Source organism: Acetobacter pasteurianus (genome assembly GCF_009914215.2).
GTDB lineage: Bacteria > Pseudomonadota > Alphaproteobacteria > Acetobacterales > Acetobacteraceae > Acetobacter > Acetobacter pasteurianus.
Genome location: NZ_CP039845.2, coordinates 146,484 through 167,794, shown reverse-complemented (window position 1 = coordinate 167,794; position 21,311 = coordinate 146,484). Strand labels below are relative to the sequence as shown.

General features: G+C 43.9%; 22 protein-coding genes. 12 read left to right on the top strand and 10 right to left on the bottom strand.

Features of this window, described 5'->3' with window-relative positions; translation table 11 throughout:
* Positions 1-120 precede the first annotated feature (120 nt).
* Positions 121-1,542 (bottom strand): DNA methyltransferase, encoded by a 1,422-nt coding sequence (locus FCN51_RS00715; protein ID WP_160256038.1) that lies wholly within the window; start codon positions 1,540-1,542, stop codon positions 121-123.
* Positions 1,543-1,790: 248 nt separating this feature from the next.
* Between FCN51_RS00715 and FCN51_RS00710 the strand changes: the two genes are divergently transcribed.
* Both FCN51_RS00710 and FCN51_RS00705 read left to right on the top strand, forming a co-directional pair.
* Positions 1,791-2,696 carry a hypothetical protein gene (locus FCN51_RS00710; RefSeq protein ID WP_160256037.1) on the top strand — a complete coding sequence of 302 codons (906 nt, stop codon included), beginning with the start codon at positions 1,791-1,793 and terminating at the stop codon, positions 2,694-2,696.
* A gap of 36 nt (positions 2,697-2,732) precedes the next feature.
* The gene (locus FCN51_RS00705; protein WP_099541347.1) at positions 2,733-2,939 is read left to right on the top strand and encodes a hypothetical protein; all 207 of its coding nucleotides are present in this window, start codon (positions 2,733-2,735) and stop codon (positions 2,937-2,939) included.
* Positions 2,940-2,991: 52 nt separating this feature from the next.
* On the opposite strand, the gene FCN51_RS00700 is transcribed toward FCN51_RS00705, so the two are convergent.
* Complete coding sequence (locus FCN51_RS00700; RefSeq protein WP_124297864.1) at positions 2,992-3,441, bottom strand: hypothetical protein; 450 nt, start codon at positions 3,439-3,441, stop codon at positions 2,992-2,994.
* Positions 3,442-3,681: 240 nt separating this feature from the next.
* Positions 3,682-4,398 (bottom strand): Fic family protein, encoded by a 717-nt coding sequence (locus FCN51_RS00695; protein ID WP_160256036.1) that lies wholly within the window; start codon positions 4,396-4,398, stop codon positions 3,682-3,684.
* Positions 4,399-4,886: 488 nt separating this feature from the next.
* On the opposite strand from FCN51_RS00695, the gene FCN51_RS00690 reads away from it, so the two are divergent.
* Positions 4,887-5,783 carry a nucleotidyl transferase AbiEii/AbiGii toxin family protein gene (locus tag FCN51_RS00690; protein WP_124297862.1) on the top strand — a complete coding sequence of 299 codons (897 nt, stop codon included), beginning with the start codon at positions 4,887-4,889 and terminating at the stop codon, positions 5,781-5,783.
* Positions 5,780-6,448: a hypothetical protein gene (locus FCN51_RS00685; protein ID WP_124296677.1), complete on the top strand. Its 669-nt coding sequence runs from the start codon at positions 5,780-5,782 to the stop codon at positions 6,446-6,448. Before FCN51_RS00690 ends, FCN51_RS00685 begins: the two co-directional genes overlap by 4 nt.
* Before the next feature lies 1 nt (position 6,449).
* Here the strand turns inward: FCN51_RS00685 and FCN51_RS00680 are convergent, their stop codons facing one another.
* The 4 genes from FCN51_RS00680 to FCN51_RS00665 all read right to left on the bottom strand — a co-directional run bounded on the left by FCN51_RS00680 (position 6,450) and on the right by FCN51_RS00665 (position 10,893).
* Complete coding sequence (locus FCN51_RS00680) at positions 6,450-7,775, bottom strand: hypothetical protein (protein ID WP_160256035.1); 1,326 nt, start codon at positions 7,773-7,775, stop codon at positions 6,450-6,452.
* Between the two features lie 313 nt (positions 7,776-8,088).
* Positions 8,089-9,135: a DUF7007 domain-containing protein gene (locus FCN51_RS00675; protein ID WP_124297860.1), complete on the bottom strand. Its 1,047-nt coding sequence runs from the start codon at positions 9,133-9,135 to the stop codon at positions 8,089-8,091.
* 245 nt (positions 9,136-9,380) lie between these two features.
* Entirely contained in the window at positions 9,381-9,839 is a 459-nt protein-coding gene (locus FCN51_RS00670) for a hypothetical protein (protein WP_160256034.1), read from the bottom strand.
* Between the two features lie 400 nt (positions 9,840-10,239).
* Positions 10,240-10,893: a hypothetical protein gene (locus tag FCN51_RS00665; RefSeq protein ID WP_160256033.1), complete on the bottom strand. Its 654-nt coding sequence runs from the start codon at positions 10,891-10,893 to the stop codon at positions 10,240-10,242.
* Positions 10,894-11,163: 270 nt separating this feature from the next.
* Here FCN51_RS00665 and FCN51_RS00660 point away from each other — a divergent pair, with 270 nt between their 5' ends.
* From FCN51_RS00660 to FCN51_RS00650, 3 genes are all read left to right on the top strand, one after another.
* A complete protein-coding gene (locus FCN51_RS00660) occupies positions 11,164-12,012 on the top strand; it encodes a hypothetical protein (RefSeq protein ID WP_160256032.1) in 849 nt (282 codons plus the stop codon).
* Between the two features lie 12 nt (positions 12,013-12,024).
* A complete protein-coding gene (gene dpdA, locus FCN51_RS00655) occupies positions 12,025-13,383 on the top strand; it encodes a tRNA-guanine transglycosylase DpdA (protein WP_160256031.1) in 1,359 nt (452 codons plus the stop codon).
* Positions 13,384-14,102: 719 nt separating this feature from the next.
* Positions 14,103-14,570 (top strand): hypothetical protein, encoded by a 468-nt coding sequence (locus FCN51_RS00650; RefSeq protein WP_236661109.1) that lies wholly within the window; start codon positions 14,103-14,105, stop codon positions 14,568-14,570.
* 156 nt (positions 14,571-14,726) lie between these two features.
* Here FCN51_RS00650 and FCN51_RS00645 read toward each other — a convergent pair whose 3' ends face one another.
* Positions 14,727-15,257, bottom strand: coding sequence for a type II toxin-antitoxin system antitoxin SocA domain-containing protein (locus FCN51_RS00645; RefSeq protein WP_160256030.1), 531 nt, complete (start codon positions 15,255-15,257; stop codon positions 14,727-14,729).
* Between the two features lie 92 nt (positions 15,258-15,349).
* Between FCN51_RS00645 and FCN51_RS00640 the strand changes: the two genes are divergently transcribed.
* The 3 genes from FCN51_RS00640 to FCN51_RS00630 all read left to right on the top strand — a co-directional run bounded on the left by FCN51_RS00640 (position 15,350) and on the right by FCN51_RS00630 (position 16,993).
* Entirely contained in the window at positions 15,350-16,102 is a 753-nt protein-coding gene (locus FCN51_RS00640) for a hypothetical protein (protein ID WP_160256029.1), read from the top strand.
* A 103-nt stretch (positions 16,103-16,205) separates the two neighbouring features.
* Positions 16,206-16,592, top strand: a complete 387-nt coding sequence (locus FCN51_RS00635; RefSeq protein ID WP_160256028.1) for a hypothetical protein — start codon at positions 16,206-16,208, stop codon at positions 16,590-16,592.
* Positions 16,593-16,603: 11 nt separating this feature from the next.
* On the top strand, positions 16,604-16,993 hold the full coding sequence (locus tag FCN51_RS00630) for a hypothetical protein (protein WP_160256027.1): 390 nt from the start codon (positions 16,604-16,606) through the stop codon (positions 16,991-16,993).
* A gap of 190 nt (positions 16,994-17,183) precedes the next feature.
* Here the strand turns inward: FCN51_RS00630 and FCN51_RS00625 are convergent, their stop codons facing one another.
* Positions 17,184-17,954, bottom strand: a complete 771-nt coding sequence (locus FCN51_RS00625) for a hypothetical protein (protein ID WP_160256026.1) — start codon at positions 17,952-17,954, stop codon at positions 17,184-17,186.
* Positions 17,955-18,452: 498 nt separating this feature from the next.
* Between FCN51_RS00625 and FCN51_RS00620 the strand changes: the two genes are divergently transcribed.
* Positions 18,453-18,893 carry a hypothetical protein gene (locus FCN51_RS00620; protein WP_160256025.1) on the top strand — a complete coding sequence of 147 codons (441 nt, stop codon included), beginning with the start codon at positions 18,453-18,455 and terminating at the stop codon, positions 18,891-18,893.
* A gap of 114 nt (positions 18,894-19,007) precedes the next feature.
* Complete coding sequence (locus FCN51_RS00615) at positions 19,008-19,799, top strand: class I SAM-dependent methyltransferase (RefSeq protein ID WP_124296655.1); 792 nt, start codon at positions 19,008-19,010, stop codon at positions 19,797-19,799.
* 215 nt (positions 19,800-20,014) lie between these two features.
* Here the strand turns inward: FCN51_RS00615 and FCN51_RS00610 are convergent, their stop codons facing one another.
* The gene (locus FCN51_RS00610) at positions 20,015-21,223 is read right to left on the bottom strand and encodes a hypothetical protein (protein WP_160256024.1); all 1,209 of its coding nucleotides are present in this window, start codon (positions 21,221-21,223) and stop codon (positions 20,015-20,017) included.
* Positions 21,224-21,311 lie beyond the last annotated feature (88 nt).

Here is a 21,311-nt window from a genome sequence, read left to right as displayed (position 1 = left end):
ACTTGATGTAATTGAGAATGAGCCAGAAGGCGATAGTTTTACGCCATAGTTCCAAGGAGGGGTGAAGGCCAACTAGACAGCCACATCACCCCTCCTCTGTTCTCACTTGGAAAATATGCCTTATTGCCTTTCCCATAAGTAGACGCACTTTCGAGTTTCTGAACGACCGTGAGCCTTCATCTGTTGAGAACTATTGCCTTTTCCTACAGGTAGAACCCATATCTTGAGACACTTGAAGCCAAGTTTTTCGGCCATGCTTGAGAGGATGCAATCCACTGGAATAGTAATTCCATTGTAACGGACGTTGTCATTTACCATATAAACTTTTCCGTGGCGCTTCATAACTAATGCTAATTGATAAATATGAACTGCCATTTCAAAGAAATAGCATTCAATCATCCCTATAACCGCATTGTTATTGAGGCGGTGTTCCTCCTTTTCTGCCCTCAAGAAGTTCAGAATAGCTGTTAGTGCTTTACTCTCACTAACCAGTTTTCTGATTTTTTCTAAACTCATAGGATCAATGATATTCTGAAAATCTTTGGGCCTATTCTCGACAGTGCAGGATAAAAGAGACTGCCTCATCTCCTTAATTTGCATGTCGGTGAGGTTAAGGTAGGCAAGTTCAAGGGCATATGTTCTTGTGTAATCGTATCTATTGCAATACGGAGGAGAGGTAACTACCAGATCTATTGATCTTTTTCTAATATTATTCAGATGAAAAAAATTACTTCCTTCATATAGGGTAAGCGGAGACTTGATTTTGTTATGTCTGCTATCAATCGATGTCAGTATTTGGTCATGGGCAAGGCTAGACAAATCACTTTCAATTATTCTGCATTTATCCAGAAGTGCATCAGAAAAAGTCGGTATATTCCCCTTAGAAAAACTACTTTTCCGAGATCCTTTTTGGGCACGATAGTCCCACCTTAAAAATTGTCCATCCTTCCTTGTGTAGCTAATATCTTCCAATATACCAAACGCAACAAATTTGCAGAATACTCGCATGTCATGAGGTAGGCTATCACTCCAAAATAGATAGTTCATTAGTTCCTTTTCTGAATTAAGTGGAAAAGCCCCTCTTGTAATATTTAAATGAGAGAATGTTTTATTTATTTCAGTAGGGATCTGCCATGGCTTCTTATCGTAAATATCATGCAACCATTCTTGAACTGTATTCATGCCAACTCTGTGCAGCAACTCCCGGACTCTAATAAAGTGGCATCCCACGGGGAGAAGTTCTACACCGATAGAGTATAGGCCTCGCTCATTTGCAGCAAAACATGTCGATCCCGACCCTGCAAATGGATCAAGCACCACACCTCCGGTTTTTATATTCGAATGTTCAAAGACATAATCTAGAAAAGGTTTCGAAAAACCTTCCTTGTACTTGAACCACCGGTAAATCGGCTTTTTTTTATTCGCCTGAAAGCTGACGAGAAGCCGATTAAGATCCCTATTGACCTCGGTTACACTTTGATACTGGCCCTCAATATCTGCGATAAGATGCTCAGCCCGTAACCGTGATTCAACATTGATCATGAGTATCAGTACTCGCAGCACGACATAAATTACAAAGATACTTTAATAAGGCTATTGAGCGAAAATAATGGATGCAAGGCTTATCGCCGCATGTCTTTCTAAGCTTTGTCATATGCATAAGCCTTCGTTAATGAAAGCTAGATCAGGGCGATGCGAGGATCACATCACTTTGGCATCGTTATAATTTGCGCCTAACACCGCCTTTGAACAAGATTTAAAGGTATTGAGGCATAAGAAAGGTATTGGATATGACCAGGCTTGCCGAAGGCTCCGAAAGACAATTTGTCCTCAATGAGGATCTTGTAGCTGGGATGGAGCATAAAGGGCGTTTGGATTTATCAAAAAGCTATCTGCTCACAGAAACGCCGGAAAATATGCGCGTTTCAGGTGCCCTCGTGATGAAAGATTGCGTTGGGCTCCAGAAAATGGGATCTGGCCTTCGTGTAAAAGGCGACATTATATTGGACGGATGCACAGGCCTTCGCGAATATCCTGAAAATGCAAAAGTAGGTGGAAAAGTGCATCTACAAGGTTGCACGGGACTTACCAAAATCCCATCAAACACCAAATTTAAATCTTTGTCTGTGGCTTTATGCTCTGCTCTAAACGAACTGCCGACCATGGACATTAAAGGCGATCTATTTGCGACCCAATGCTATGTCTTGAATAAAATAGGGCCGGGCTCAAAAATTGGTGGCGATCTTTACTTATTTGATTGCGTAAGCCTTCGTGAACTTCCTAACGATCTTGAATTCAGCGGCGCTTTAAATATCGGGGGATGCCGTTGGTTGAACGCTATCCCAGACAACATTCGTCATATAAAAAGTTTGGAGGCAACACAGTGCAAGAGCTTATCGAAACTTCCTGATAGCTTCACAGTTGATGGATTTTGCAACCTGTCAGATTGTGACTCTTTGGAAATCTTGCCTTCTGAGATGTTTGTTGGTGGTAGTTTAAGCTTGCAAGGTTGCAGCAATCTTAAAGAATTACCTAGAGATTTGAAGGTCAATAACACAATATCATTGCTTAGATGTAATGGTATTCGGATACCTCAGGAGGTGATAGACAATCATCCTGATCAAATTTATTTCCCTGCAGAATATGAGGTGATCCCTCCTGCTGCGGAAAATACGGCCAAACCATCTTGCGGCTAAGGCCAAGATGCAACCCAAAGTAAGGAAGGTATTCAAATGTCGGATTTTCCAGACAAATGGAAGGGATCTCTTCTACTTGCGGCTGACAGCATTGACAAGTTGAGGGCATCTGACGTTGAGAGGGTCTTGCTGGATGTACCAGAAAACGACCGAGAGGAACTCGGAAGGGATATATCAAGATGCCGTCCTGATCTCTCTGATGAGATCGCGGATATCCTGGAAGAGTCCTGCCCTTCCCCTTAAAACCTGACCTTGTGGAGTTATAGAAGATGGGATCCTTCGAGATCCCCCTCCCTTAGGCTTCGATAATCAGGTGTTCCCACCCCTGCGGCCTTTTGGCATCCGAGTTGCGTAGGATAGTATAAAAAATACGTTCGCTTTTATCGTTGTCGTTTGGAAATAAGGTGGTGGCGTGGGGAATAACGATCATCACGTCTGGATCAAGGTCGCAGAGGTATGCAATTCTCCAGCCATTTGATAACTGGATAATCAATGGATCAATTTCTATGGGATCGTCTGGATTGAGATGTTTCATCATATAAGAAATTCTGGAAACGAGGCGCATTTCTGCAGTTTCTGTGCCAGATTCCTTTGTGCTCACTTCACGAAAAGATGGATTATTGGAGTGAGAGCATAATCTAAACCTGGAGAGGATTTTTGATGGCATATGCTTCAGGGCTATCTCACCTGCCAGGTTCGGATTGCAGCGCGCCAACCTTAAAAAATCAATCTTTGCTAGTGACACTGAATGTCCCTTTTGCGACTATTTAATTGACCAAAAAAGAATAACAAATAGCAGGAAGAGCCCTACTAATCCGGCACGAACTGATCATCATTGATAGATCAGAATACATCTCTGCGTATAAGTATCGTATAAGTAAAATCAGCGTTTAAGGGGTATATGGAAGATATTCATACATCGCTTCCGCATGGGCCTCCTCTATCTATATGATGACGGGGCGTGCCTTACTTTGTAAGTAAAATGTTATGTGTCTGTGTGCAAAGGGATGTACTTAGCAAACCAAGAATCCAATCTTTCATCACTTGTAAGGGATAATCTGGCTTCATCCAATGCATCTTCACACGCCCTCAATTCATCCCAACGGATCGCATTTGCCCAAATCTGAGATAATTGAAATGTGGTGGCCAAACGTTCCGGCCCGCCATTTCCGCATGATAACTCCTTAAGACCCAACTTATACCAGCCCCACAAGTTTTGCGGAATAACAATACGCGCTTCCCCACAGCTTGAAAGCTGGTCATTCATTATAAGCCGAGAGACCCGACCATTCCCATCCATAAATGGGTGCACTTCAGTAATCAGGAATGAAAGGTAAATAGCCCTCGAAAATGGACTGGTGAGCGATACCCCTATTTCATACCCAATCCTCAATGTCTCACGAACCGCTTGTGGGGAAACGAATACATATTCTCCTGCCATATTTGGTCTAGATTTATATCTTCCAGGTTCTTTTTTTGTTCTGCGACTGAATACTTTCGCGTGTATATTTAAAAGCCTATTCTCGAAACTTCTGAAATTCGCCTTTGGCATTCCATCATTATCATCAAGAATCAATCGGAACGTGCCAAGAAAATCCGATTTATCATTATCCTGAAGATCATATTTCGTGTTTGCATAAGAAAAAGCTTCGGCCAGGCTTAAATGCACACCCTCCATTCTATTGGACAGCCAGGCTTCCACGAAAGCCTTATTCTTTACCGCTAAATAAGACATGGATTGTTGGGCAATAGAATGGTTGTATTCTGGAGTAGACTTAAGGATCGATGCGAGTTTATGAAATGCATCTACCCTATATGAATCGATGTGCACGGCAAATTGTCGACATTAAGTTTCAAAACAAGATTGATGTAGCATCTCTAGAGAAAGTTTCCACTCTTTATAGATCGACCATAGCAAATCTCAGTTAAATTTGTGGTTTGCATCACTTATCTATATTTTTTGCCAAGATAACCAAGAGTGCGATTTTGGGTAAACTTCTGGATTAATGCTCTAAAATCTGACGCTTCCAAGATGTTAATCACAGCGTTTTGGGTTTGCCTCCGCAAAGTTTATTATATTATTTCATAATAAACTTTGCGTTTTTAATTCTAGAAGAAGGTCTTGGTCGCAAAACTTATTGGTTAAAAACATAATAAACTTTGCGCTTTTGATGGCGGAGGGAAAGTGGTATGGCTAAAAGCGTAATGAGCGCGAATGATGCATTTAACTATCGACAAACCCTCCATGTTGCTACACTGGAAGCCTTGACCACATCACGTCGCTGGAAACCTAAAGACCTTATTTTCCAAGGCGGTACGAGCCTTCATCTGGCACATGGGTCTCCGAGATTCAGCGAAGATCTCGACTTTATGGTAGATGAAAACCTAAACCTTAATTCCATCGCCAATTCCGTGAAATCAAGACTTATTGTATCCAGCGCTTTCCCGCCTGATCTTGAATTGAAAATCAGCAAAATCAGAACCAATAAAAATCCTCTCTCGTTCGTAGTGAATCTTGGCCGTTCTGACGTGATGGGTTCAGTCCATGTGAAAGTGGAGATGTGGAGAACCCCTTCCCGCGCCTTACAGGAAATCAACGCTTTTGTAGCACCTGTTAGAATTGTAAATGGCCCTGCCGCAGGGATGAGTGCGCAGGTTGTTTCTTCAGGACTTGAAGAAATCTATGCAGACAAGGTTTTTGCCGTTGCCGCCAGAACTCATCTCAAGGCCAGAGATATCTTTGATCTCTATTGGATCAGGCGTCAGGGGTGTGCCGCGGATCTAACACAAGAGAACCTGCAAACTAGATTAGAAATTTATCCCGAAGCGGACCCCGAAGAATGGCTCGAAAACGCTCGTGAACGATTTGACAATATGCATACTGATGCTTCGGCCATTCATAAAGACCTAAAACGTTGGCTTCCCCATTATTGGCCTTTGAATGAACAGACAGTGGGCGACATGATCGTCGAGAGCAAATTAGCCTTGGAAGAAGGTATGGAAATCATGCAAAAAATTGCTCATGAAAGACGACATGAGCTTGGGCAAGAGCATGAGGCATATCCAGATACCGGATACGAACCATGACAACCACATCTTCCCCAACCAATAAAAGACGTAAAAATGTATCAGCGATTGAAAGGCTGCGCACACTGCCGGAGTTATTTCGTGGCGCGGATACAACAGTTCGTTTTGGTTGGGACACCAGACAAGCTTCGCAATATCTTCATGCGTGGAAGAAAAGAGGGCTGATATCCGCCTTAGGCGGACACAGCGATGTCTACGCAAACACGATGCTTTACCCACGTGTAGATTGGAGCCGCGGTGCGATGATGGCAATGCCTAGTGCGGTATGTATTGGAGTTGAACCATTGCGACTAGCTGGATGGGCTACTCAGATCCAGCAAAAACCAGACATTGGCGTACATCAACGCCAACCTTATTACAAAACCGATCATTTCAATGTTATTCCCTTGCCTGCCGAATGGAGAAAAAAAATCTCCGATGGTCTCCACGAAGTTAAGGAAAGAGGTTCCATGCCCGTGCTGCGTCCAGCTTGGGCGTTGGTGGACATGATTAAAAGAGAGGGCTGGGAAGGATGTGGCCTAGACCCTGATGATATTGATTGGGAATATCTGAACGCATCTGACTGGGCTGATCTCCAAGTGGCATGCGCAACACTAGATTTGGACATGGAACAGCATATCACGGCGCATTATGAGCCTGACTTCTCTTACTCCTCGTCCCCTTAACTCAAACCCTCATAGTGAAGGGTTTTCTGGTTTCACCCGTGAACATGTTTAAGGCAGAAAGATCTGTATTGGGGTGCGTCCGAAAAGTCGGATCATCCATCGGGATGTCTTTCTGGCAATCTTCACACCATATATGGCTGCGGTATTCCGACCATTGAGCTTCTGCGTCTGGATGGTTTGGACAGCGCAGGCCGAAGGCTGAAGGTTGCTGTCTGAACACCCATTCGCGCGGTGGTAAGATTGGGGCCAGCGGGAGTTCTGAAAGATCAGGTGGCTCATAAGCGATAGCGCCTTCACCCAGAGCTACTCCACGGGGCGGGAACATAGCGAAGTTGCATGGATGAGCGCCGAGATCGGGTTGGCGGAGATGCGCGGGTCCGCCCTCAAGGAAGACGGGATCGCCTGACTCAGTAACCAGAAAATCAAGCGTACAGTGGATATCTCTCAGATCGATCTTGTGTTCATGATAGACGTATTTCGGGACATGTGGGAACAGCCTGTGGCCACGCATAGTCGCGAGTATTTTGCGAGCCATTTCGATGCAAGCGTTGAGGCTGTAGGTTGTCCGTGCTTGTTCGATCGTAATGGGCGCATGAGGATAGTAAAGCGAGGCGCCTTCAATACGGCCGTTCATGACGTAAATGCGCCATTCTACTGGTGATGTGTTGCCATCTTTTTTCTCAATCCTCATGGCTGGGATCCACGTGCGCGCCCAGACGGGCGTTTCCTCCTGACAATAGGTCATGGTTGCTTCGGCAACGCGCTCATCGTGTTTGATCATATGCGGATGATAAATGAGAGGCATCATTCCGCCACCAGGCTTTACGCAGACACCCCGTCTAAGAGTGATATCGTCTTCTCCGGCTTGCATCATGGCTTTCAGGCATGCAGCACTGGCGCTGTCGTAACGCAGAATTTCATCGTCTTTCAAGGCTTCAAGAGCCTTGTCGAGTTTGTCCTGTGCAGACTTATGTTCTGGCGAGATTGAATTACCATAGCGGCTGATGATCGAATTAGTAGGGACTACCGAGATGATGCGGGATGGAATTGTCGGAACCCTTGCTATCTCTGCAAGGATAAGCCAGTTGCCCAGCGAGAAGGCATTGAAGGGTCTTAACGAATCAGATGCACCAATGGGATTGTTAATGATGTGACGGCCAGTGACGAACTCTGGAACGAAGCGCGTGATGTGATTGAAACGTTGATCGAGAAGCGGAGCTACTTCCTGTTCGAACTGTATAGCCTTCATTTCGGAGGTAAAGTTTGATGTCCTCTGTCGAAAATCATCGATTGTTTTAATAAAAAATGGATCATCAAAATACATCATCTTCCCCTATCTTTACCTGATACCATTATGTGTAATAGGAATTTGTTCGGATATACTCTGAGAGAATATGGCAAGAACCGCGATTGCCATATGCGCATGGCAATTTATCTCGGAAGTTTACTGCTAATATCATAAAAGGGACAGGTAGTTGCCTGTCCCTTTGGGCGTTTGGAGTGTTTAATCAGATCGATTGCTGTTTGAACTCCCAAGTTCACTGCCCTGAAACTCTCCAAAGTCTAAGCAGCAGACCAGCCTGGTGTTGATCAATGGCTAAGCATAGGCGCTACAAACCACCTGATAAAAGAGGAACCCATCAGGGTGATGGAGCCTCATCTTCGGTCAGTTCATTTTTTACCTCAAGGCACGGAGGTTCTTCTGAATGCCTATCGAGGTCGATAACAAAGTAAGGCTCTCTTCTCGACTTGGCGCTATATTCCTCAGACGGGACATAAAAATGCTTCGCCTCATGGTGCCTGTTCATTTCACCGGTCATCTTGCCCCGCACCGCGGTAACCTCCACAAAGTCAGGGTAATCCTTACTTGTGATCGCAGAAACAACCAGATAGTCATCAGCATGTTTTGCGAGAAAAGTCCGGTTGTCTTTCTCTTGTGACATTCCTGGAGCCAACTCTTGCCCAAAGTATTTTTCCCACACATCTGGTTCGTAATTAGCGAGAGTGCGCTGTGCTGTGTATAATTCGAGAGGTGTAAACAATTCAGGAAAAGACAGTGCAACGCGAGACCAGCCACAATCTTCTTCATAACACCGGCCTGAACGAAGGGGGCTAGGCATCTCCTTGGTAGCATCCTCTGACAAAATATATCCGCCATGGCCAGCAGTGGATACCGTTACTATATCTGGGCGTCCATGTTGATCAAAACGTAATGCCCGTGCGTTCTGGATTTTACCCCATGGGCCGCGCGATAAATGTTCGAGAGATTGCGGTGAAACGCTTCGTCCAACGTACATTGGATTGCCGGCCATGATTTCCACATTTTTAACTGATCTGCCGATTTGGGTATCAAGATCAGCCATATTAAAACCGTAGATGCCGAAAGAAGATCTCACTCTCATTTTATCAGAGTCAAATTCTTCGAAGCACAAAATTTTCTCGCAGCGATAAAAGAACCTGTCCTTTCCGCGGGGCTCAGCAGAAATTATAGCAACCTGACGTTCTTCACCTCCGTTAATAGAGGCAAAGGCCTGAAACTCACGAACACCTGTCGCTTCGTTTGTTGATCCTTCTTCCCAGCGCAATGCAGAACGTGGGGGCTCATTCAGGGAAGCCAGACAGGCTTGCGGTACAATATGACGTGGCTTTCTTTTGGCTTTTGCTGGCGCTTTAACTGAAGTGCTCATACTACAACTTGCCCTCTTTTTAGGCGAACCATGAAAATATCATGACTGCACAAATTCACACCAAGGATGAGAAGCCAGAAAGGGCCGATTAAGATCGGGATAAATGGTCAGCTAAATCTCATCCATTTCTGGTGATGATAGGCTTCTTGTTTGCAAGGCACACCCAAAGGGAGGGCTTAAAACGAAACCTAAGATATCTTCATAAGGCCAGATTCATTTTTAACCATTATGATCTGTCACAATGATTAACGACATACCTCTACTTTGGCTTCTGGAAACTTATGTGCCGCACGAAGATATTCTTGCGTTACAGAGAAGAGCAGATCGTAAGAACCCCAGCCATTGCTCGGATTGTAAGGCTTCATACGCTCTTTCTCGATGACTAGAGTAATTAAACCCTTCTCCAAGTGGGGAATAATGTCACTGGCTGTTATGATCCCATTTTCCTCTGGATGCCACATCACCCCGTAAAGTCCAGCTTCCCTAGCCATCAACCCTAGGTTATGCGTCAAGCTTGTACTAAAAACTTCGCCTCGATCTTTTCCTTCGATGAATACAGTAGGCTCTACACCTGGATAACGAATATCCCATTCAGAGCGGCTAATCTGTTTTGTCTGTCCGCCTTCTCGAATGAAAATACCGCCCTGATCTGATTTTGAGAGATTTTCTTGATCAGGGGAAATAAGATAAATATCCAAACCCATTTTCAAATCCTTATGATTATTACATAAAGGTTTTTCTTAATCACTGAAACTGCCATGCTTAATGGCTTTGTTGTCAGGAAGAAATAGTGCTCAACAAATCTTCCCCCCGCACGGCGGCGGAGAGAAGATTGGAGTCAAATTAGTGGTTAAGCGGCCCCTCCTAGCTTGAGGAAAGACGGTAGGCACTTCAACCGGTTCAAATTGACCTTGGTCATGCAGAATCTGACTCTCTGTTAGCATCATTGCTTGGACTCTTGCAGGAATAACCTTCAGAGTGGATCTGACATTAGATCTGGCCTTAAGGCCTTTCAAGATCATTTCCATATCCATTCCCAACAAATCTTCATAAGCCTTGGGCTTTTGAAGTTGCATCACGGGTTAGGATCAAAAAATATCTAAGTCATATTTTGTAAAAGTAGCGAAAACGTATTTTCTCAAACAAAGATAGACGATTTTTCTTCGGCTGTGGATTTGTTTTATATCTATCTAACATATCTCTAACAGCGTAAAAAAATTTATCTTGCGCAAGATTCATTGACCAATCAATTGGCGCTATTCTAGTTCTACCCGATGCCATTTGATACGCACGATAAAAAACACCATTATAAAGATAATATTCATCTACAATCATATTTCCATTCACATCAGGAATATTGCCCCAATAATCCAATGGTATCCCATCAATATTGAAAATTTTATTTCTTATGATTCTTATATTTTTTTCGCATTGAGCAGCGATACTTCCGTATCCATACTGATTATTTATTATAATTCCAGATTTTAAAATCGCTAGAATGTATTCTATTGGAGAATTCTCTGATAAATATGTACAGATGTCATCATGCGACGAACCTGCAAGATTAGGGAGAAAACTTGTAATTTGCCGCGCCAGATCCTCGCTGTAGGCACGGAAATCTTCTTCTTCGGGCTCATGACCATCATCACTCAAAAGGCCGATAAGGGTAGGTCGGGATAGAAGTGATAAACGCTTGATTTCAAAATCAACATCATAAACGTTTGACCCTGGTGTTCTGTATATATCATCCAAACCCACTTTATGACCTTTCCAAGCTTTAAACCTCTTCTCTTGGAGAGGTTATCCCATCCAAAAGCTTAATTTTAAATTAGCCCAGCCAATTATTCTTTATCAAGGTATAATCAAAAGGAGAGTGATTTTAGGTAAATGAATTATTCTGAAGAGCGTCTTTAAAAATGGGTCAGAAATAAGATTTTGTTCTTCCTTGCAAGTCTTTCTGGTGAGATTGATTAAGGACAGTCCCCTCTCTCTGTCCATTATGCTTTCTCATGACAGAGGTTACGATAGATGACGGTAATTATTACGAGTTGCTCAAAGACCAAACGTTATTTTGTGCCTCATAATATGTCTATCGCATCATGCAAAAAGGGGTCTTTGGCCGAAGTCTCGAATGAATGGGTGGACCGCCTGAAAAATTATTCAGGTGAGACCTACCTCGCTTCCGAATTTTATGGAGGCAGAGGCTTTGTCTACGCCAAAGATACGGCTCAAAAACTCAATGCAAATCTGGCTGTCGTTTCTTCAGGACTTGGCATCATTAAAGGGGATACAAAAATCCCACCTTATGGCTGCACAGTCGTTCCCGGATCCGACGACAGCGTAAAACCGATGATCAGCGATAACTCGTTTTCGCCGCAAGGGTGGATGAGGGCAATGCAATATGCCTCTCCGGTCTCGAAAAGCCTCACCGATATAATCAAGGGCGATAATGGCTTAATTCTGGTATCTCTTTCAGCCGGCTACCTCCGAATGATCGGACAAGACTTAGCCACCCTCCCCACCGAGGTCAAAGAACGCTTACGAATACTGACCAGGGCGCCCCTTAAAGATATTCGCCCAGATTTGCACCGTTTCGTAATGCCTTACGACAAGAGGTTGGACAGCCCGCTAAGCTCTTACCGCGGCACAATGAGCGATTTCGCTTCACGTGCCCTTCAGCACTTTGCTTCTGAAATCATGCCATTAGAGGGTGAGAATAAGGCACTCCAAACCAGACAAATCAACCAAAGCTTGGATCGCCTGATTGAAAAGCCATACAAGCCTCAAGAGCCGGCACTCCTGGAGCAGAGTTATGATGATGAGCTTCCGCTTCTCAATGGGTTGCGGGACAATGATCACTCAGGCCCTTGTCTGTGAGTTACACCTATCATGAAGTTTATATACTCAGACAGTCTGGATGGGGTTGATCCCACTTTCAATTTTCTAAAGGAGAGCGGTTCACCCGAACGCCAGCCCTACTGGGATGACTTGCTGCCTCATGAGCTCCTTGGTTATGCCCCTTACGATGGGGTGCTAGTTTCCAAAGCTACAGTTGGGGATCATAGGATAAAAGGCTCATACACAATCGGCCAGGCAAGACGATTTGAACTTGTAGGTGCTCGTAAATTTTTAAGGTTGGATGAGCCGGAATTTAAGAATATTGAAATTTTCGGCGACTGTGGTGCCTTTAGCTACGTCAAAGAGGATGAACCCCCATTTACCCCAGAAGAAATGGCCGAATTCTACGCAGAATGCAAATTCACGCATGGGTGTTCAGTTGATCATATCATCTTTGATTTCGATGATAAGCTGAGCGGAATGTCTGGGGGAACTGCTGAAGCCAAGAGAAGGTTCGAGATTACTCTTGAAAATGCGGATATCTTCCTGCGAGCTAACAGGGCGATAGGTTCTAGTGTTGTTCCCATGGGAGCCATCCAAGGTTGGTCACCTGACAGCATGGCTGAAGCAGCTCGCTGCCTCGTTGGTCAAGGATATAAATATCTCGCACTTGGCGGCATGGCGCCTCTAAATTCTTCACAAATACAAAAAAGCCTAGAAGCAGTTAGATCTAAGATACCCTCCTGGATTAAATTGCATGTATTGGGTTTTGCTAAGGCAGATGAAATCCAGTATTTCAAAGGTTATGGAATTGAAAGTTTTGACACTACGTCCCCTCTTCTCCGGTCATTTAAAGATGCAACCAAAAATTACTATCTACCCACAGGTGACGGCAAACTAGAATACTATACAGCGATCAGAATACCTCAGGCTCTCGAAAATCCGAGACTAAAAAAATTTGTGAAGATGGGAGTGTTTAAGGCAGAAGACCTTGTCAAACTTGAAGCTGACGCACTTTCTTCTCTCCGCCAATATGACGCTGGAATCAGGCCACTTAGTTCAACCTTAGAACCTATAATCGCGTACAATGCCGCTTTCGTGGATGGTGAGCTTTATAATGGCGGAACACTGAGTCCCAAGATGCAGGACTTGAAGGACAAGTACATAAAAACTTTATCCCATAGGCCCTGGGACAGGTGCTCGTGTAAAGCATGCACGGGAGCTGGCGTTGAAGTTATGATGTTCAGAGGAAATACGCGCAATAAAAGCCGCGGATTTCATAATATCGGCGTTTACGCACAACATCTCAATGATCTAGAACTCAGACCAAAAGCGATACCAGTTGCCGACACCACACCACCTGCAACAGCGAAAGAGAGACAGCAGTCTTTTGATTTCACGCCTTTCTAATACATTCCCCCCCCTGAAGAGATTAATGATCTCATCTGAAGGGACATTGACCTTATATGAATGAGATTGTAGCAATCTAAAATATCGAACAGAGCAAATGCCCAGAGAGAGGAGGAAATGATGTAGGTACGCCAGGAAATCAATCCTTGCGTCATGGAGATGAATCATCCCATGTCTCGCACCTATCATCACAGCCGAAAGTTTGGCAAAAATCACCGTCTTGTTGACCGTCCTGACCACAAGCATTTCGGTGGGAAGAATTCACCAGAATGTCCAAATTGGTATAGTCATGAATATGATATCAGACCAGGGCGCCATCGTGATAAAAGAGTGGCCAAATCAATAGTCCGCGGTGAAGTATCACCTGAGGACGCTGTTTTCCCATATACTGGGACTAAAAGGCCTCATGAATATTACTGGTGATCTGATAAAGCCCAGTGCCTTGCCTCAATAATGCGGCATAGGAGCGTCATCTTACTGCTGTCAAGTTGAAAGCATCTCAGCGAAGATGACGCGGAGGGGTTTGTTCTAAGGAATATAACCCCTCAATCGATCAATCAATTCCGCATTACGATCTGCAAAATGTTAGGGGTTCAAAAAAGATGGAATTAGACCCAAACTCAGTGGAAGCCCGCGAGTTATGTGAGAAGGTTATCTTGCGCGCATATACATTCTCTCGGATGTCAGGCATGTCCCCATCGGACGTGGTAAAGGCAACGATGGATAGTCTTGCACATTCGTCAGATCCTGCCCGCGTATCAAGTCGGGAAGAGCAACTTGAATCCCTTTCCAAGTCCATCAGACGCATGTGGAAGAGCACTGACACATCGGCAACTTCACTCGCTGAGCAGCATTTGGTCCAGGCCGAGGAAAGAGTAATAAAGGAATTTTCCAGCTCAATCAGAAGTATCAAAAGCTTTATGGCGGCCTTAGGCACAGTCCCCGGGAGAGTCGCAACCGAAGTGGCTGAACTTCCTGACAGGAATTCTCCAGAAGAGAACCCTGACATGTTGATGGTTACATCAGAAGAACTCACTTCAATTGTTCAAAGAGCAATCGAAAAAATCATCAATGAAGCAGACTTACTCCAGAAAATCGATAGAGATAGATTAAAGGAAGAAATCTATCAGAAAATGCAAGGCTATTATGACCCTATTTGGCTGGAAAAGGCTAAACGTAAGGATTGAATCTTTCTAAGCAACTTTTCCTTTGTCACATTTGCGACAAGGGGCATTATTGAAGCGGCCCACCAAGTTGCAGATCTGATCTTGTAGGTCAATGATTTTTAATCACCTACACTTTCGGTAGACTGTGAAAAAAGGTAAAGGAAAGCAGGATAAATTTCACTCATCTGCGATTAAACTGATAATCATTTTACTACAAAGCTTTTCAATAACATCATCTCTAATGTGTGTTGTAACCACTTCTCTTTTGATGATTTTGCAAATTGTATAATGCCATGGGCCACCTTCTGCACAGATCATAGCTTGAAGATGCTTCTGTGAGAGAGCCCCTGCGTGACATAAGACCTGCCTGATAACATCATTAAGCTTCTCATCAGAGGGAAGATCCAGGTCATATTGTGCGCCTGTCGCTAGAGAAATTCCACGCGCCCGATAAGTGTAGATATGCCCAATAGTATTTGAAAAAGACTTGGCAACCGATGGTTGGATAGGTCCTTGTGGTGTAGCTTCAAAAGACCCTTTTAATGGCGAATGCCCCTTATACAAAGTAAGGTGTCTCGCGTTAACCAAAAATAACAAAGACTGCAGTTTGGCCTTATCAATTGGAGAGTCCGCATGATAGTGCATAAACATTTCAAGGATTAAATTGGCAACTGCGCGAGGGTCATATCGAAGTCTAGAAGAAGACATGGTTTTAAAGGCCATTTAAGAAAAAATATTAGACGTAAGGCTTAAATCTTTGTAATAGACCTTTGGTCCTATCTGCAATAAGGCTATTTCAATTGCGCCGAATTTACCCCCTCCTTTGTGGCCTCACCATTTGTGCTTCACTGAATACAAATTCAGCAGAAGCCGGAGAGACATCCTCCCCCTTTCTAATCTCTGCAAGAGCGGGAACACTCGGCGTTGGCCCTGAGATTGAATACCATAGACAAAATAGTCATTGGGGCGTTCGTGGCGATTTTGACTATTACAATATTTCACTAAGCGATGTGAAACATGAGCAGGCATCCTTCAGCGCTTCAGGGGCTAATTATGCTGAACACGGCATCGTAAGTGCCACTTATGGCGGCCGAGCACGCCTTATCAATGGCAGTATCTTAGGTGATTACTATCCCTGGAGAAAGTCCGCATTTAGACTTACGAGCGGAGTGATATTTTCAGGAAGTTCAATTTCTGGAAAAGGTGTTGGACACGCGCAAGGGTCTACAACGATTGGAGGCAGGTTTACTTCGCCTTTTGATATACCTAATGCTGGATATGTTGGGGTCAAAGCCCATTATGCCATAGCAGCTCCTTATGTGGGATTGGGATTCAATACTCCAGTATGGGGTGGTTTCCATATAAATATGGATGCAGGCGTCATGTTCCATGATGATGCCGATATCCACACGTCCCCAGGCGGCATGATGAATGATTTTCCAAAAGCCTATTCAAAGCTTAAAACCATAGCTGATAGAAAAATCCATAATTATATGGACAGGAAGCTGCCTGTTTATCCTGTACTGATGATAGGTGTAGGATATAGGTTTTAAAATATAGGTTAGTTATTTATCAAAACCCCAATGAAAACCGGCCATCAGGTCTGGAAGAATGTGTCATAATATATCCAACTACACTTAACCGAGTTTATTCATCATGAAAATTAGCGATTTACCTCCCTTTCCTCCTGACATTGCAGAAGTTTATGTGGCTTTTGGCGATATAACTTTCCTTCCTGATTGGGAAGAAATTCCACAGAATTACAAAGATGGGATAGCACGAGGCGCCAAAATTGCAGAAGTGTTATGCGCCGGTGGATGGGATTTCGCTGCAAAAATTTTCCCAGATCTTCATAACACATCTGCTGATCTCGCAGTTCCCCCCTCCGACCACGTATATGCAGTTGGCGAGGAGCGTGATCCTGTGATAAGATTCAAGAAAGTCATAGATGCAATCAGTGTGAGCTTTCAACCCAAGCACCAGCATAAAGTTGCTGGAATTGGCTACCTGATTGATTTGTGGGCACCTGAAAAAACTTTTTAAACGGTAAAATTATGAAAAGACTTACAAAAAGAACCCTTAAAAATTGCTGTATCATCGAAAAAAAAGGGCGTAAAAATACAAGACAATGGTCAAACGCACTAGCCCGAAACATTGATCCTGACGATGCCCTTGCAGCAATGATCGACCTTGTTCGAAGCAGAGCGCCTTTCCCGATTGCTCTTTATAAGGTCGCAAAGAGAAGCGCCCGCCGCCCCGAAAAATTCTTTGAAAATCTTAATTCGTGTGGATATTATATTCCTTTCTACGTTGGTCAGGATAATAATTATGTATTCGGGATTAACCCTGATCCAGATGGCCCCACAAACATCGCCACAACAGAGCAGATCATGGATAGTTCCAACACTACACCGCCTCTAGGCTTATACTACCATCTTGCATGACACCCCCAAGCCTGAAGAATGGGGCTTTACGATTCACCTAATAAAAACAGCGGGGAAAGACATCCTCATTTTTAACCTTCTCTCCCCGCACTCTGCACCTCCAGACGATGTTTTCGGCACCTTGTAAAAGCCCCCACCTTCTCCGTAATGGCAAACGAACAAGCAAGTTGGGTTAGGTTAATTAGCCCAATCACTCTCCCGTAGGAGGAGACATCAAAGATAAAGCGTAAATTGCGTCTTCTCGCTTACCGCCTGAAGCATCAGTCTTGTCGGCGCTCATCCACTTCCCATAATATCCATTCATTCCACTGGGATGGGTTACGTGTACCCACATAGCTCCAGCAGCCAAATAGGCGACATCATTCACCTCCTTAAACGATCTCGGATGGAGAGAGCGGATCAGTTTTTTGCAGTCTTTGATGTATCCGGCAGTGGTCCCTAGCAAAATAATCACCCGTAAGTTTGCCGGTAAAGCGGATAGATATGTTTGCGCGCAACAGCGGACAACAGTTGAAACAGGTTCAGAAAATGCCTTTGTCATCACCTGTCCGGTACATTCGTAACGGCCTGTTTTACTGTTCATTCTAGAAAGGCTGCACCTCACAAGGGATCCAAAGGCGAAATCCCTTTCAGTGGCCTCAAAGCGCCTATTGAACTCTTCATCTGTTTCGGCCTGATCTAATAACCCTAACCGGCAAAGAATAGATCTGAGCCGTCCTCGCGCCTTTTTAAATGGCACATCTTCAAACTTCCCCGACTTGAATGCATTTGCCTGGGTAAATCCCTTTGAAAACCCCAAAACCAATACCTTGGGGTTCGATGCTCCCCAAGCGCCCGGATCATTTACTACGTGCCATGCTCCGATATCGCGCTCATCACACTCAATGTTGGTGAAGCACCTTCTACATGAAAGCGGGCCATGGTGCGGGAACGACGGCGTAATATTTGCTGGAGAATTCATCGTGGAATATCCGAATTGGCTGAGAATCCTATAGCTTCTACATCTTTCGTCTCAACCAACCAATCTTCACAGCGTTTACCTGCATCAACGAGGCTGAATGCGTTCCATTAAACAAGATATGTTAAAAAAACTGCCAATTTTTAACATATCTATTGGATTGGTTAACTTAATTAGAAAAAGATAACTTCACGCTTTTCACCAAACACAAGAGAGGCATATGAAAAGGCATAGTTTGGATGACATTCCCCTTTTGCCTTCAACGCTAACGCATGCGGAAAATCTTCTTGAGCCCGGAGAAAAAGAGAAGATATGATCGTTTTAGCAACCTGTGGAATTCATTATCCCTACCAGGATAATCATCACTATCAAAGCACAAACCACATACCTCATTGTTTTGAAATGACATGCTAGAAGGCTATTTAAGGTTTATTTATTAAGGCCTTTTTGGATTAAAGGCCAATCCTAAAAAGGCAGAAGTCTTTCCAATAGGCTATTTGAATGATACAATTTGATCCAGATCAACTTAAACCTAGTCCTAACCGACACCTTTTGAAATATCTTTCAAATCATAATGGGTTCCCGATGCTTAATAAGAAATCAACAGCACCTAAAAAGTATATTGTAGAACTGCCAATACCTTCGAATATCCTACAAAATGCCTATAAGGTCATATGCAGTGGGGGAGACTCTACTGTACCAAAAGCGGCTATGTGGGATTTCATACAAATTATACGTGAAATAGGCACTCCCATTATAGACACCAATGACACTTCTGACTGCGCTGATGATCTAAAGAAATGCCGGAATTATATTGGTCAACTGCACTCTCAACTTACTAAGGCTGTTTGCGATAAAATCAAAACGGCCAAGGAGCTGCGAGAAGCAAAAAAAGAAATTTCAGACCTAAAAGCTGAGTTGAAGAAAAAGAGGAATTTCTAGCCCTGGTTAACACACGCCAGTCATAGATGAATTGTCAGCACCCTTTTCCTCTCCACATAGAAGTGCCAGCCCCATGCAAGCGGATGGGGTTCCTAAGGATTGTCATTTGACGCAATGACCAACATTTTTACGCCATTTCAAGGGCTGCTGCCCTTTTTGTCCCGGCCAGAGCCAGACAAGCCAATCAGCGGAGATCTCCTTGATTTGGAAAACTGGGGAACGAACGTTGCAATTCACCGTCGAATAGATATGCATCCCGATCTTATCCAAATTCTAGATGATGCTTTAAAAGGAACACCTCAACCCTTCAGCAAGATGAAACCATTTATGCCTGGCACTAATCATTATGGGGCGCCAGACCATCCTTCACCTTGGAATGGTACGATCAATGGTTACAAAATATGCATCACTGAAGAAATCCTCTGGTTGACTCTCCGGGACTGGTATGGATGGTCAGTCCCATGCTTAGAAACGGTCAGAGCACTGAAAGAGCATCTGGGCCTTACAAATTTAATCGAGTTCGGTCAGGGAACAGGTTACTTTGCGTCTGTTCTGGAAGCATCAGGGATCAGCATGATTACGTCTGAATGCTTCAATCAAGGGTATGATGGTATAGGGATATGGCGCAAACCTGACTTCAACGATAGCAAGCAAATGTTTTCACAGCATCCAGATCAGTCTGTGCTTTTATCTTGGCCAGACCCAAGGGCTGAAAAATTGATTCTTGACCTCTTATCACCCGGTCAGGAGATCATCATAACTGGTGATCGAGACTGCTGTGCCCTGCCTTCTAAAACACTACAGAAGAACGGCTTCACTCATATCCCTGAAAAATCTACAAAACGATCAATTGCATCAGCTATAGGTGAGCTCTTTGATCTGGAGGTCTGGAAAGCGCCTGAATGAGGAAAATGACCTAGGATTTGTGCCCACTGAATTACATGAAAAAGGGTTTGGGAGGAGGCAAATCAGTTCAAAATCCAGCCCCAGGAAAGGGGCTGGCTGATCTATAAATCCTCGTAAACGGCTTAAGACGTGAATTTAATAACGTTAAATAACACACTGTTTATAAAGTATAATTAACACATGTCCCGTATAAAATGAGAGATTGCTCCACGCTATCAATGCGGCTCTGGTGCAGAGGCATCCAATGTGGGTAACACTTCATAGGACGGAGGGAAGACGATTTTACCTTCGTGCCTATCAAGAACCTCCTGTGGGATCTTAATACCGTCCTGACTCCTTAGATCCATGAGCCAGCCGACGTTCAAATCTCGGGGCAACTCCCTGACAGAAGTTCCTCGCAAATCCAGTTTTCTGGCGATATTCATTCCGCCTGGCAATGTCACAAGACTTGAACATCCATTCAGTAGAAGTGAACCAACGGTCAGTCCATCAGGAAGCATTTCAAGTTTCTTGCAATCCTTGGCACTTAACTCTTCTGTGGAAATTTTCCCGGATATCTCCACAAGATTAGTACACCCTTCAAAAGTTATTAAAGGCGCAGAGATATTAGATTTTATTTCTTTCAAGGAAGTGCATCCTGAAAGGTCAACGCGACCTGCAGATGTGTTCCTCACCTTGATATCTGTTGGAAGCCTTTTAAGCCCGGTGCATCCCTGTAAATTGAGAAGCGTCCAATCTCCAGCACTAGGCATTTCCTCAAGTTTTGGACAGTTTTCGATAATAACATAATCAGCAACATTTTTCCCAAGATCAATCGGCAAGGAAGTTAAATTGGAACACTGTGCCATATGAAGGCTTTTTGCTTTCAGGCCCTCAGGTATCTTTTGAAGGTCATCACAACTAGAGACTGTGAAATTCCCCTCTATCTCGACACCATGGGGAATTTGAGAAAAAGAAGGGCAATCCTTTATTAAGAGATTGCCTTTAAACTGCGTCCCAGATCCTAGGGCCTTAAAGCTATCGCAGTGAATGATATTCATATAGGCAGCATCAAATGAAATAGCCGGCAAATTTTCTAATGCAGGACAGTTCTCGATTTCATACTGTCTAAATGGATTTATAGATGAAGGCAGATCGCGAACGTTCCTGCAATTTACTATAAAGCAGCTATCATCCGCTTTAGTGCCCTCTGGTACTGTTTGTAATTTCTCCATACCTTCAATTAACAATACCCCCCCTTGAAAAGTGCGATAGCCATAAGGTGACACGCCTATCAATTTGGCCTTGGCGTGTAAGCCATCTGGCAATTCTTTCTCATCTTCTAGACTGATCAGACTGGGTTCGCTCCACATAGCTGACAGCTTTATATCCCCTTCACGCTTGAATGACTTGGCGTATTTTTTTTTGAAATCCTGTAATTTCATAACATTTGCCTCCAGGCCGGTGGGATATAGAAAGCACACTCAGGGATTACCTCATCCCGATGAAGCTGAATTTTAAGACTTTTCGATG

Coding starts and splice junctions, on each gene's coding strand:
- FCN51_RS00715 (WP_160256038.1), bottom strand. CDS start 1,542: ATGATCAATGTTGAATCACGGTTACGGGCTGAGCATCTTATCGCAGAT.
- FCN51_RS00710 (WP_160256037.1), top strand. CDS start 1,791: ATGACCAGGCTTGCCGAAGGCTCCGAAAGACAATTTGTCCTCAATGAG.
- FCN51_RS00705 (WP_099541347.1), top strand. CDS start 2,733: ATGTCGGATTTTCCAGACAAATGGAAGGGATCTCTTCTACTTGCGGCT.
- FCN51_RS00690 (WP_124297862.1), top strand. CDS start 4,887: ATGGCTAAAAGCGTAATGAGCGCGAATGATGCATTTAACTATCGACAA.
- FCN51_RS00685 (WP_124296677.1), top strand. CDS start 5,780: ATGACAACCACATCTTCCCCAACCAATAAAAGACGTAAAAATGTATCA.
- FCN51_RS00680 (WP_160256035.1), bottom strand. CDS start 7,775: ATGATGTATTTTGATGATCCATTTTTTATTAAAACAATCGATGATTTT.
- FCN51_RS00675 (WP_124297860.1), bottom strand. CDS start 9,135: ATGAGCACTTCAGTTAAAGCGCCAGCAAAAGCCAAAAGAAAGCCACGT.
- FCN51_RS00670 (WP_160256034.1), bottom strand. CDS start 9,839: ATGGGTTTGGATATTTATCTTATTTCCCCTGATCAAGAAAATCTCTCA.
- FCN51_RS00660 (WP_160256032.1), top strand. CDS start 11,164: ATGACGGTAATTATTACGAGTTGCTCAAAGACCAAACGTTATTTTGTG.
- dpdA (WP_160256031.1), top strand. CDS start 12,025: ATGAAGTTTATATACTCAGACAGTCTGGATGGGGTTGATCCCACTTTC.
- FCN51_RS00650 (WP_236661109.1), top strand. CDS start 14,103: ATGGATAGTCTTGCACATTCGTCAGATCCTGCCCGCGTATCAAGTCGG.
- FCN51_RS00645 (WP_160256030.1), bottom strand. CDS start 15,257: ATGTCTTCTTCTAGACTTCGATATGACCCTCGCGCAGTTGCCAATTTA.
- FCN51_RS00635 (WP_160256028.1), top strand. CDS start 16,206: ATGAAAATTAGCGATTTACCTCCCTTTCCTCCTGACATTGCAGAAGTT.
- FCN51_RS00630 (WP_160256027.1), top strand. CDS start 16,604: ATGAAAAGACTTACAAAAAGAACCCTTAAAAATTGCTGTATCATCGAA.
- FCN51_RS00625 (WP_160256026.1), bottom strand. CDS start 17,954: ATGAATTCTCCAGCAAATATTACGCCGTCGTTCCCGCACCATGGCCCG.
- FCN51_RS00620 (WP_160256025.1), top strand. CDS start 18,453: ATGATACAATTTGATCCAGATCAACTTAAACCTAGTCCTAACCGACAC.
- FCN51_RS00615 (WP_124296655.1), top strand. CDS start 19,008: ATGACCAACATTTTTACGCCATTTCAAGGGCTGCTGCCCTTTTTGTCC.
- FCN51_RS00610 (WP_160256024.1), bottom strand. CDS start 21,223: ATGAAATTACAGGATTTCAAAAAAAAATACGCCAAGTCATTCAAGCGT.